At 58.4% G+C, this 11,572-nt stretch carries 13 protein-coding genes and 1 pseudogene; 4 read left to right on the top strand and 10 right to left on the bottom strand.

The genetic code is table 11. The features are described from left to right. The 4 genes from PHAMO_RS13590 to hpnC form a co-directional block, all read right to left on the bottom strand. Positions 1–1,005, bottom strand: a protein-coding gene (locus PHAMO_RS13590) for an IS3 family transposase (RefSeq protein ID WP_155801811.1) whose coding sequence is annotated in 2 segments (ribosomal slippage) — positions 1–744 and positions 744–1,005 — 1,006 coding nt annotated over the 2 segments. Because the reading frame shifts where the segments join, the coding sequence is not laid out codon by codon here. This gene is flagged as partial in the annotation. Positions 1,006–1,433: 428 nt separating this feature from the next. Continuing rightward, positions 1,434–2,030, bottom strand: coding sequence for a superoxide dismutase (locus PHAMO_RS13580; RefSeq protein ID WP_004156750.1), 597 nt, complete (start codon positions 2,028–2,030; stop codon positions 1,434–1,436). A gap of 97 nt (positions 2,031–2,127) precedes the next feature. Further along, positions 2,128–3,348 (bottom strand): hydroxysqualene dehydroxylase, encoded by a 1,221-nt coding sequence (locus PHAMO_RS13575; protein ID WP_004156748.1) that lies wholly within the window; start codon positions 3,346–3,348, stop codon positions 2,128–2,130. A gap of 14 nt (positions 3,349–3,362) precedes the next feature. Next, a complete protein-coding gene (gene hpnC / locus PHAMO_RS13570; protein ID WP_004156745.1) occupies positions 3,363–4,226 on the bottom strand; it encodes a squalene synthase HpnC in 864 nt (287 codons plus the stop codon). Positions 4,227–4,284: 58 nt separating this feature from the next. Between hpnC and PHAMO_RS13565 the strand changes: the two genes are divergently transcribed. Beyond that, positions 4,285–5,127 (top strand): phytoene/squalene synthase family protein, encoded by an 843-nt coding sequence (locus PHAMO_RS13565; protein ID WP_004156743.1) that lies wholly within the window; start codon positions 4,285–4,287, stop codon positions 5,125–5,127. Between the two features lie 310 nt (positions 5,128–5,437). Here the strand turns inward: PHAMO_RS13565 and PHAMO_RS19090 are convergent, their stop codons facing one another. Then, positions 5,438–6,034 carry a transposase gene (locus PHAMO_RS19090; RefSeq protein WP_155801810.1) on the bottom strand — a complete coding sequence of 199 codons (597 nt, stop codon included), beginning with the start codon at positions 6,032–6,034 and terminating at the stop codon, positions 5,438–5,440. Here PHAMO_RS19090 and PHAMO_RS13555 point away from each other — a divergent pair. Then, positions 5,957–7,223: pseudogene (locus PHAMO_RS13555) on the top strand (IS256 family transposase). The gene PHAMO_RS19090 and the pseudogene PHAMO_RS13555 overlap by 78 nt on opposite strands. Here PHAMO_RS13555 and PHAMO_RS13550 read toward each other — a convergent pair. From PHAMO_RS13550 to PHAMO_RS13540, 4 genes are all read right to left on the bottom strand, one after another. Continuing rightward, positions 7,208–7,756 (bottom strand): hypothetical protein, encoded by a 549-nt coding sequence (locus tag PHAMO_RS13550; RefSeq protein WP_004156735.1) that lies wholly within the window; start codon positions 7,754–7,756, stop codon positions 7,208–7,210. The pseudogene PHAMO_RS13555 and the gene PHAMO_RS13550 sit on opposite strands and share 16 nt — an antisense overlap. Then, positions 7,756–7,920: a hypothetical protein gene (locus PHAMO_RS19545; RefSeq protein WP_004156734.1), complete on the bottom strand. Its 165-nt coding sequence runs from the start codon at positions 7,918–7,920 to the stop codon at positions 7,756–7,758. Before PHAMO_RS19545 ends, PHAMO_RS13550 begins: the two co-directional genes overlap by 1 nt. Before the next feature lie 184 nt (positions 7,921–8,104). Then, positions 8,105–9,307 (bottom strand): site-specific integrase, encoded by a 1,203-nt coding sequence (locus tag PHAMO_RS13545; protein ID WP_155801809.1) that lies wholly within the window; start codon positions 9,305–9,307, stop codon positions 8,105–8,107. A gap of 70 nt (positions 9,308–9,377) precedes the next feature. Beyond that, the gene (locus tag PHAMO_RS13540) at positions 9,378–9,566 is read right to left on the bottom strand and encodes a DUF6538 domain-containing protein (protein ID WP_004156725.1); all 189 of its coding nucleotides are present in this window, start codon (positions 9,564–9,566) and stop codon (positions 9,378–9,380) included. A gap of 815 nt (positions 9,567–10,381) precedes the next feature. Here PHAMO_RS13540 and PHAMO_RS13535 point away from each other — a divergent pair. Beyond that, the gene (locus tag PHAMO_RS13535) at positions 10,382–10,606 is read left to right on the top strand and encodes a hypothetical protein (RefSeq protein ID WP_004156723.1); all 225 of its coding nucleotides are present in this window, start codon (positions 10,382–10,384) and stop codon (positions 10,604–10,606) included. 75 nt (positions 10,607–10,681) lie between these two features. Here PHAMO_RS13535 and PHAMO_RS13530 read toward each other — a convergent pair whose 3' ends face one another. Continuing rightward, the gene (locus PHAMO_RS13530; protein WP_004156722.1) at positions 10,682–11,137 is read right to left on the bottom strand and encodes a hypothetical protein; all 456 of its coding nucleotides are present in this window, start codon (positions 11,135–11,137) and stop codon (positions 10,682–10,684) included. Between the two features lie 161 nt (positions 11,138–11,298). Between PHAMO_RS13530 and PHAMO_RS19540 the strand changes: the two genes are divergently transcribed. Continuing rightward, entirely contained in the window at positions 11,299–11,568 is a 270-nt protein-coding gene (locus tag PHAMO_RS19540) for a hypothetical protein (protein ID WP_004156721.1), read from the top strand. The last annotated feature ends 4 nt before the right edge of the window (positions 11,569–11,572 follow it).

Raw genomic sequence — 11,572 nt, 5'->3', positions numbered from 1 at the left:
ATTCTGTCGCTTGATCCTGCACCTCCGCGATGGTTTCGAAGAGGAACTGGCCCAGCCATTCATGCCGGACCGTCCGGTTGTAACGCTCGACATAGGCGTTCTGCTGCGGCTTGCCGGGCTGGATGTGTTGGAGGCCGATGCCGCGCGTCTCGGCCCATTTCATCAGCGTGCCGCTGATATATTCGGGACCGTTGTCGACCCGAATTGTCGCTGGCTTGCCGCGCCATTCGATAATTTGGTTCAGCATCCGGACAACCCGTTCTGCGGGCAGCGAAAAATCGACTTCAATGCCGAGCCCCTCCCGATTGAAATCATCCAGCACGTTGAGAAGCCGGAAAGCCCTGCCATCCTCCAGACGATCCGCCATGAAATCCATCGACCAGACCTGGTTGGGGGCGTCTGGTACCACCAGTTCGTCGGGCTTGTCGCGTTTGAGCCGCTTCCGGGGCTTGATGCGCAGGTTCAGTTCCAACGCGCGATAAATCCGATAGACCCGTTTGTGGTTCCAGTCATGCCCCTGGATATTGCGCAGATACAGGAAGCAGAGGCCGAACCCCCAGGTCTTTCTGGCCTGGGTCAGCCCGATCAAAAGGTCGGCGATCTGCTCGTTCTCGTCGGAGAGCCTCGGGCTATAGCGATAGCACGTCTCGCTGAGCCCAAACGTCCGGCACGCCAACGCAATACTGATCCCTCGTCGCGCCACAGCTGTCTCGGCCATCTCCCGGCGCTGGGATGGCCGGGTTATTTTTTTCCGAGAGCCTCCTTCAGCAATTCGTTTTGCATGCTGAGCTCGGCGAACATCTTCTTCAGCCGCCGGTTCTCGTCCTCCAGCCCCTTCATCTCCGAGATCATCGAGGCGTCCATGCCGCCGTATTTCGCCCGCCATTTGTAGAACGTCGCGCTGCTCATCTGGTGCTCGCGGCACAGCGTCAGGACCGGGATACCCTCCTCCGCCTGACGCAGGATCCCCATGATCTGGGCGTCCGTGAACCGACTCTTCTTCATCCGAATCTCCTCGTTCGCAAAACCGAGAAAATTCTACGTCCGCATCCCCTTATTTCCAGGGGGGATTACCGGACCAAGTCGTGGCGCAGGTTGATGATCTGGTCGAGCCGCGACCGGAACAGGTCGCCCTCGGTCTGCGGCGGTCTCTTGTGCGGCGTCATCTCTCCTCCCCGAGCGGCTCTGAGAGAATGCAATCACAACCGATGGGGGGGCGTAAAGGGGCAAGGTTGGGATACGAAATTTGCCGGGAATCGGGGGGACACGACGCCGAATCTGGCAAATTCGATTACTTCGCCACAGCCCCAAACCCAGGTGACAGGCCGGGCTTGGGGTTATTCACGGACGACTAATTATTATTTATCGCTACATTAAAACCCCCTGGAAGGATATCTCCCAGGGGGCTGTCGTGTCGTAGTCTTAAGAAAGCGTTAGTTCAGATTGGCTTCAACGAAGGACCAGTTGACGAGATGGTCGAGGAATGCCTGAATGAAGTCTGGACGGCGGTTTTGCCAGTCAAGGTAATACGCGTGCTCCCACACATCGATGGTGAGTAGCGCTTTTTGGCCGTGCGCAAGGGGAAGATCTGCATTGGCGGTCTTGGTGATCTTAAGCTTGCCGGCATCTTCGACCAACCAAGCCCAGCCCGATCCAAACTGCGTCACAGCCGCGTTTTTGAATTCAGTTTTAAACGCCTCAAATCCGCCGAAGTCGGTCTCGATTCGAGCGAGCAGGTGGGGGCCGGGCTGCCCGCCGCCGCCCTTGGTGAGGCTGTTCCAAAAGAAGGTGTGGTTCCACACCTGAGCGGCATTGTTGAAAATGCCTTGTTTGGCAGGAAGATCGGCTGCGGCGATATGAATCAACTCTTCGAGCGATTTGGACGCCAGATCGGTGTCCTTGATCAGACCGTTGAGGTTGTTGACATAAGCTGCGTGATGTTTTCCGTGGTGAAATTCAAGGGTTCGTGCCGAGATGTGCGGCTCCAGCGCATCAATAGCGAAAGGAAGCGGCGGAAGCTCGAAGGCCATGGGGTACCTCGCTCTCTCAGAATGTTCTTGTTAGGCTTAGAAGAAGTCTAAACCATCCTGGGAAAGATAGGCATTTATCTAGGAGATGTGAAGGGTCTTACAGCCCAAAGGATAGGGTCTTTTGTTCCAATGCCCGCTGGGCTGCGTACAATCCGCTACTCACCGCGGCTTCGATCGTGCAAGGCCAGGGCGAGCGCAACCAGTCTCCCGCAAGAAATAGTCCGGGAATAGGGGTCTCGTGGCCTGGACGGGAAACGATGGTGGCGGGATCATGGGCCAGAGTGGCTCGGCGCTCCTTAATGACACGTGCCGGAGGCACTGGCCGTGCGGGCATCCCGATGGCGAGGGTCGCTTCGTTCCACAAGATATCGGCGATCTCTTCGCCCGAACGATCGACCAGCCCCTCTGCTGCCGAAACCGTCACAGAAAGCACATCGCCGCGAGGAAACAGCCAGTGAGCATAACCGTTGACTAACCCCATGAATGGCACCCCCTGAGGAAGCGTCACGGCGTGGTCAAGACGGAAATGTGCGTTGACAATGGTGCGGGTCGGTAAGGGAGGAATCCAACTAGGCAAGACTGCCGCTGCTGCCCACGGGGGGAGAGCCAGGATAACCCGATCATTAGGACCAAGCTTAACCGAACGGTTATCAAAATTAAGTCGGTCCGGAGCCACGCCGATCAGACGGTGGCGGAAGTGAATTTCGGCTCCGAACGTGCTCAGAGTGGCGAGGGCAGGGGCAACCAGTGCCGCCGACAATCCCAATGGGAAGGTCCAAGGTGACAGCGCGGGGGCACCACCCAGCAAAGCGCGGCGCATCGTCCACGAGAACATTCTCGCTGAGGATTCTTCGGGCGTCGTGTTGAGGATCGCTTCGCACAACGGCTTCCAAAGTCTGGAAAAGCTCCGGGTTTGTCCCAGTTTGTCCGAGACGCTGGTCTCGGCCCCAGTCCAAGGCAGGCCGAGCGCCAGGAGTATCTCGCCTAATCCGGCGGGAAGGCTGGTCGGGCTGACGGTCCAGCGCGATTTATCGGCCAGATCGAAGAAGTCGAATCGAGGCGGGGCAGGGACCATAGCCTCGATTCCGCCGGTGGCGCGGGCATAACTCAAGGCGATCCGGTTTGCGCCGAGGAGCAGGTGGCTGCCGTTGTCGATCAGTCTGTTCAACTTATCATCGAAAAATGAGCGGCATCGCCCCCCAGCGTGACTGGCGGATTCATACAGACAAACCCGCGTTCCGGCACGGGCCGCGGCCGTGGCGGCCGCGAGACCGGCCAAACCGGCACCAACAACATGCAGAGTCTTTGGATTGGACATACTTATCCGCCGCCTTAAAATAACAACCCGCGCGCCACACCGACGACAACGACACCTGCATAGTCAAGCGGAGACAGTTTGACGCGTGTGGCGAGCGGATCGCCAGTACGAAGCCGTGCCGACAAAACTTCAGCAACCCGGACGGTGATCGCCGTCTGAAGCCGCAGGCGAATATCGCGTATCTTGCCGACCAGAGGACGGGCATTTGCAATCAGTCCGTCAGTCTGATCGAGCATCTGATCGAGCACCGTCCGCAAGGCGGCAGGACTGGATGGTTGACGCAGAACCTCGCGGGTCAAGCCTGCGGCCGTCAGAAGGTCAACCGGAACATAGACCCGGTTCAGTTCTCTCAGATCCTTGCCGCAGTCCTGAAGATGGTTCAGAACCTGTAGGGCTGCACACAAAGCATCGTTGGCAGGAAAGGTTTCGGGAGACTCGCCGTGCAGTGTTAACAGGAAACGTCCGACTGGTGCCGCAGACGAGCGACAGTAGCTCATCAGGTCGGACCAATCTGTGCAATAATTACGCAAGGCATCGCGGCGAAAGGCATTTAACAATTCTGCCGCAGTTTCTATCAAATCGGGATCGCCCGACACGGCGTGACGATAGGCGGTGGCAAGTGCCAGATCTGGCTCCTCGCGGGTACCACGCAATGCGGCTTCCAGCGCGTCGAGCGCAGCGACCTTTTCTTCAGCGGTCAGAACCGCAGAATCGGCGACATCGTCGGCGTGGCGGGCGAAGTGATAATAGGCCATCACCGTCGCGCGGCGCGATTTGTGCAACAATAGCGACGCGACCGGAAAATTCTCCTCGTTCGCGGTCTTACTGGCTGCGGCAGACAAAGGGGCTGCGGCGCTGGTCAAGGCGAATCCTTCCATGGACGTATCGGTGAGGAATTCGCATATATGACACGGATTGCACGGAAGGGACAGAGTCTTGCCTGATCGGAAACCGGCCCTGTCTTACGCGGCCTCTCTGCTGCGCTGCGACGACCGTGAGCGCTTCCTTACCGTTTTGTTCGCTCCGGCGGACTGCCGCGAGGATTTGTTCGCGCTTTACGCGCTTAATGTCGAATTGTCTCGGATACGGGAACAGGCCCGCGAGCCAATGGCGGGGCTAATTCGCTTGCAATGGTGGCGAGATGCGCTGTTGGCAGGGCAGGGCGGGGCCGGTCACCCGCTCGTAGCGCCTTTGCGCGAAGCGATCCGACGCTACCATCTCGATCCAGATCTTCTCGATGGGCTTCTCATCGCCCGTGAACGAGATTTCGATCCAGATCCTCCCGCAGATCCAGACGATGCGGAAAAACTGGCAGCCGCTGGCCCTGTGGGATTGGGGCTGCTGGCTTTAGCCATATTAGGGGCTAATAAAAAAAGTGGTGAGGCTGAACGCAATGCAGTCTGTGCCGTTAGTTCCGCCTGGGGTGTGCTGGGCCATCTCCGTTCGATTGCCTATCATGCCGCCCTCGGACGGGTGACATTACCGGCCTCATTATTGCCTAAAGACGGAGCTGTGGCGATCTTGGCCGGACGCGCCACGGGAGAAAGCTTGTCTAAGGCGACGCGGACCATGGCTGAACGTGCAGAACGTCACCTTATTCACGCTCGAAGCGTCAACGTAATGCGGGAGGCTCTTCCGGCCTTGTTGACAGCGGTTCAGGCTAAGACATATGCGGCCGCGTTACGGCGCTCGAATTGGAATCCATTCGAGCCGCGAATTGCCCGTAATCGCTCACGACCCTTAGCCTTAGCCTGGACGGTTTGGCGAGGACACCTCTGAAAAAGCCCCATTAGGAAAACACTGGGCATCTCACCCCCACCTTGTTTTCGCCATAATATACATTATGCGAGAGTGGGGATCTCAAATTTCAAAGCCCTACTTTGTTAATTCCATGAACACAATTAAAGTAACGACATTCTTTAACCACGTAGCCCCATGCTGGGGGAATGATATGGCTAGCCCGGATTATTCATCCGGCTCCGGAGCGGCCATGATTTTGGCATCGTGAGGCCGTTGCGCCAAGGGCGCTATGAGTTCGGTCTTGCGGGTTGAAGGGAGGGGTTTGGCTGGGGGCACATAGCCCCATTTTTCATGGCGGCAGCTTGGCGGTTCGTGCGGCGAGCAGCGCCAGACTTTCTTGGTGGGGGTAGCTCGACGGCAGGGCAACCTTGATGCGGGTGACCATCTCGGTGACGCGGGCGGCGATCTTGATGAGGTTCATGCGAATGGTGTCGAACTGGGCATCGCGCCAGAACGATGTCTTGGGTGCCAAGCCGCGCAGGGTATGGATCAGCCAGTAGGCGGCGGTGTGGATGAGCAGGCGGAACTGGTTGGCCGTGGCGCTGGAGCAGGAGGTTCGGTCGGAGGCCAAGTGCAGCTTGTGTGCCTTGATCAGGTTCTCCATCTGGCCGCGGCGGCAGTAGATCTTTTCGCAGAGCGTTCCGGGCAACCCTCTGAGATTGGTGACGATGAAGCGCGAATCGGTTCCCTGCGCCGACGCCTCGACACGGGGAGCTATGCAGGAAAATGGGTGATGACGGCCTGAAGAGGGCGGCGTATCGAGGCGGGTAACCAGCCAGCCAGAACCTCCCTGAAGGAGCGATACGCCATGAAGGAAGATAGCACCGTAGTTCGCCTTCGTCAGCCCGATGAGCTTGACGATCCGTTGACCGAGATTCTGCGCCAAGGGGCGCGGCGTCTGTTGGCCCAGGCGGTGGAACAGGAGGCCGAGGCTTTCCTGGCGGAGATGAAAGCTTGCAAGCTGGCCGATGGCCGTGACCGGGTGGTGCGCCACGGTCATGGCCCGGAACGGAGCCTCCAGACCGGGATCGGACCGGTGGCGGTGTCGCGGGTGAAGATCCGCGACCGGGGCGCCACCAGCGGCGCGGACCAGATCCGCTTCACCTCGGCGATCCTGCCGCTGTGGGCGCGGCGGACCAAGAGCCTGGATGCACTGTTGCCGGCCTTGTATCTGCGCGGGATTTCGACCGGCGATTTCCAGGAGGTCTTGTCGGCTCTGCTCGGCAAGGAGGCCCCCGGCCTGTCGCCCGCGGTGATTTCCCGGCTGACGGCGGAGTGGTCGGGCGAATACGAGCGCTGGCAGAAGCGTGACCTGTCAGCGTGCCGCTATGTGTATGTCTGGGCCGATGGGGTCTATCTTCAGGCCCGCATGGAAGACAGCGCCGAATGCATGCTGGTGCTGATCGGCGCCACCCCGGAAGGTCGCAAGGAGCTGATGGGGTTCCAGGTCGGCGTTCGCGAGAGCACCCAAAGCTGGCGGGAATTGCTGGTCGATCTGAAGGCTCGTGGTTTGGCCATTGCTCCAGAACTGGCCATCGGTGATGGCGCGCTGGGCTTCTGGAAAGCGATGGACGAGGTGTTCCCCTCGACCCGCCACCAGCGCTGCTGGCTGCACAAGACCCACAACATCCAACAAGGCGGCCAAATCCGTCCAGCCCGGCATGAAGAAGGACCTCGCCGAGATCTGGATGTCGCCCGACCGGGCGGCGGCGGAGAAAGCCATCGATGTCTTCGCCTCCAAATACGGCGCCAAATATCCCAAGGCGGTCGAATGCCTGGAAAAGGACCGCCACCCCTTGCTGGCTTTCTACGATTTTCCCGCCGAGCATTGGGTGCATTTGCGCACCACCAATCCCATTGAAAGCGTCTTTGCCACCGTCCGGCACCGCACCGTCCGGACCAAGGGGGCTTTGTCGGCGACGACCGCCAAGCTGATGGTCTTCAAGCTGGTCATGGCCGCCGCCAAAACCTGGCGTCGTCTCAAGGGCGAAAATCAGTTGCCCAAGCTCATCAGTGGCATCAAATTCATTGACGGTGTCCAGAGCCCCGAGGCCGTTTCTCAAACCGCCGCCTGATCGGGCTCGTCACCCAGATTCCAGCATAGCTCTGCCGGAAAGAGTTCTCCGCCCTCAGTGAATAGGCCCCTTACCGTCTCAAATGGTTCACCCGCTTCATCCATCGCCGCATGAAGCCGACGAATGACCGCGCAATCTAGATAGCGAAGAAGAATGTCCTCGTCACCTGAATGGGCTTTTTTATTGACTGGAAGATCTCCCAGATCGCGATCCATGTCATGCGTTGATTTTAATGACTCATAGGCGAAAGCTAGAGTCTCAAGACTTTCTCTTGACATGAGGTCAAGGCAGGCGCCAAGGTTAATGATCGCCCCCACAACAAAGGGCGTTTCGTATTCTCCGCGAGAAACCTTCCACTCAGCCCATTCGAGCGCCCTCTGCGGATCAGCTTCCCAGAAATATACCCCGGGGCCAAGCCAATCATATTGCTGTTCGCTGGCATTCAAGACAGCATGACCTGCGAGAACATTCTCGCCGATTGCCGCATCACATCCGTGATAGCCGAGAACGAATGATGTGTGGAGGCGGCTCATTAAGCCGTCTTAGGCTCCTGCGAATAGCTCGGCGCAAGCTTGCCATCAGCGAGGTAAATCCCCTCGCGCACCAAGGTATCGCGAGCCGACGCGATCGACTTGGTGGCTTTTTCAGTATAGTCTGCGAGAGCGGTCTTGACGCGAGTTTGTTGCTCCTTGGTCATTGAACCCTCCCTTGCTTACGTGCTCAACGCAGCAATCACTAAAGTGGGAAGAAGCGACAAACCCGCTATCTGCGCCACAACGACAGCCGCATGAGCAAAACTCATAATCATGGCTATCCTAGGGAATATCGGCAGATCTCGCAACCGTTCTCTGCCTCCGTCATCGGCGATCGGTCACCGAGGATCATCCTCGCAAATGCGACAGATCCAACCCTTCATACTGGACGCGCTCAACGATGGCTTGGCGCCCCCGTGCGCCCAGGTCGATAACTCCATCGTGGGTGTAGCTGTCGGTGACAGACTTCGCCGTGTGCCCCACGATGATTTGGATCGACGCCTTGCTCAGGCCCGCGTGCCCGGCCCAGGTGATGAAATTGTGCCGGAACGAGTGGAAAGATAGTCGCTCGGTCTTCACCTTGATCCCGTCGAGGTATTGGCTGAAGTCCTTGCTGAACTCTGACGACAGACGGCCCTGGGCGTTCTCCTTCATTCCGTAGAACACCGGGCCGCCGCCCGCCCGCCGCCGTTTCTCGACCATCCGAATGAAGCCGAGTTGTTCAAGCTGACTGTGGACAGGAACCAGCCGCTTTGCGTTCCTGGTCTTCAGGCTGCGGCCGCCGGTAGTGGTGATGTTCATACAGGCGATGCTATCAACCATCAGAAGGTCGTCGGTGGTCAGGCGAAGGATTTCCTCCATCCGCGCCCCAGAGAACAAGGCGATCAACGGCGCCCAGCGATATTGATCCTCAGCCTGGACGGTGCCGGGCAGGTGACGCTGTGCCTGCTTGCTGGCCGCGCACCCGGTCCAGATCGGCGAACTGAAGATCGTTGCGAGTTGGGCAAGGGTGAACGGGTCCTTGTTGTCCTCGTCGTCCACCTCCAGCATCAAACTATGGGTCGGGTCGTTGTCGATTACCCCGCGCTTGATCGCCCACTTCATGAACGACCCTACGGTCGAGATGTATTTATTGATTGTCTTCTCGTCCAGGGTGGGCTGGTTTAGCTTGTCGTTCAGCGCCAACACCCCCTTGAACGACAGTCCCTTGAACTCTTTCTTTGTGTTCGCGTATTGCGGAAACCGCATCAGTTGATCGCGCCAGTTCCTGACATCGGTGCGTTCGATCGACTGGATCGACCGTTCGTGGCCGATATAGTCGAGGAAGTAGCGGAACGTCGTGGCGTAGTCCTTCTTCCCCCCGTCTGTCAGATTGCGCTTCTGGGTGATGAACAGGTCGAACAGGTCTGGAGGCCGTTCGCCGGGGGCGGGCGTGGCGGCGACGGGTTCTGTCAGATAGGTGTCGCGCGGCACTGCGTCGAACCGCCCCTGGTCACGTTGAACGCGGATTTCGGCAAGCTCAGCCAGGGCGCGGGCCAGATTGTGCGTCAATCCCTTGTATAGATCCGACTTTTGGTCGATTTCTAGTCGATTGGCACGGATCAACGCATCGGCGACGTTCTCAGCGGGCGAGGTGTCGCCTCGCCCGAGGCGTTACGGACGGCGCCTTGCGCCTTGCGTCGATCGCGTCCTTGGTTTCGAGGCTCTTCCACACCTCACTTTTGCCGACGAACTGGACAAGCCGCTTCGGCACTCGAACACGGACATAGTAGACCGCGCCGCGCCGAACGACGTTGGTGGCAAGGCTCATGGAATGGTTCCCCGCGTGGCAGGCGTGCGTAACAGTCGTGTGTAACACCCCGGAGCGAGAAAACAAGCGTTTCCAACGAACTCCAGGTGCCATGCGGGGTTCAGACCACCACGGAGAGCGTCCCTCTCCCTCCGCCATTTTATCGACCCAAAACCTTGATCTCATTTGTTAAATCAAATCGAGCTTGGTTCCGTCCCCCAAATTATAATTGTTTGCTTCAGCCCCCCGTATGTGGTGCGTCCGCGCTTGATTTTGGGCGGGCTGAACCCATTCATTCGGCCCTATAATCGTTCCTGACCTGATTTGTCAGCGTTGGATGTCTGACTCAATTTAGCCTGAATCGCGCCGAAGATAAGCCACTGTTCCCGTTGAGACTCTGGACCGTCAACGCTTTGTCCCCGAAGGGGATGCATCATGGTCAAGATTTTCACCGCCGCACTTCTGTGCACCGCCCTGTCTGGATGTATTATTCAACCCATGCATCCCGGCCGAACCGTGTATTACGAACCGGCTTATGCCCCGCCGCCCGTCTATTACGCTGCTCCGCCACCACCTCGCTTTTTCGCTCCGGGCGGTGGGTATGGCCATGGCCACAGATACTATCCGCCTCCTCATTCCCATTTCCGGCCCTGGCGGTAGCGATCACTGATCGCGTACTCTCCACCCTCTGGCGACGACGATTGAACTTGCCGCGACGACGCGCACGTTCTACACCGGCACAGCACACCCAGACGTCCTTACGGCGGCGGCCACCGATGCGGCAGTGTCGGCGACAGGCCGAAAGACGATACGTCAAAGCCAGAGGAGATGCGGCAATGGCCCGCAAGAAAGCGACCGACAACGCGTTTGTCTTCTTCGACGTCCTTTACGAGGACGGCACCCGTAGTTCAAACCGCAAGATTGCCAGTACCGAATTGCTCGGGCTGGAGGGAGACGTCCCCGCCAAGGCGCTGATAGAGGCACAGGATCGTGTGATTGCCGAGAAGTCAGGCAATCCCCGTGGTCCGATCAAGACGATCGCCCGTTCCCCCGGTCAGTAGCGCTCCAGCGGTTTTATAAGCAGGAGCGGCGATGAACTCCTCATCTCATGCCGAATACGCACCGGATTGCCTCTCTCACCAATAAGGCGTGATCCGGTCCGCAGTGTTTGTCGTTACGGGTTCGATTCGGCGGGGAGTGCTGCGGGCGAGCAGAATGAAAAACGCTCCCTGCATTCCCGACAGCCAGCCGAAAGCAAGGAAGCAGACGACAGAAGCGTCGGTCTTGGTCTCGTTGGCGACGAAGGCAGGACCGGCGCACAACACCGCGCCAATAGCGGCGGCGGCAAGGCAGATCGGAATGATTCTGCGCAGCCAGCGTTGCTGGTTGTAGCCTTCGTGCCGCTCTGCTACGGCACCAACAAACAGCAACGGCGAGCAGAGAACCCCAAAGATTATTGCATTACGCCACAAACTGGACGGGACCATCCCCACCGAGGCGATGAAAAGATAAAGGGGGGTGATCGAAGCGGCCCCGATCAAGGTTCCGATTCCGGCTCCGACGATTATCCGAGCCATCCTTGCCAGCGTCATGGTCTTTCTCCCCGCAAACCGTCGGCCACGTTCCCTCTCCGACGATCGAACCTGATTGTACGCCGATTCTCGATCGGACATTAAAAATGTAGATTACCACGTTCTGCTGTTGTCGGGCCGCGACGTCAATCTTTTCCTGTCCGATGGCGTAGAAACCCTGAATGAACGCATCGTTCAGAGGCGGTTCAGGGGGCGACAGGCATTCTCTGTTCATCGGTATCCCGTCGATGAGAAAAGAGAAATGGAGTCATCCCGTGATCTATCGTGCAATTCGTGTTGTCTTTGCCGCGATCAACTTTGCACTGGCCATACCAGCTTGTGCCGCCACATCCGGCGATGCCATTTTTGCGGCGGGCTTCACCCCGACTCAACCGAGCGGGTGCTCCTTTATCGAATTAGCCGATAAAGAGGAAAGAATCATTACCTGTTGATGTG

It is taken from the genome of Magnetospirillum molischianum DSM 120 (assembly GCF_000294655.1).
Taxonomy (GTDB): domain Bacteria; phylum Pseudomonadota; class Alphaproteobacteria; order Rhodospirillales; family Magnetospirillaceae; genus Phaeospirillum; species Phaeospirillum molischianum.
The sequence above is the reverse complement of the archived record's forward strand: the minus strand, read 5'-3'. Positions and strand labels throughout refer to the sequence as shown.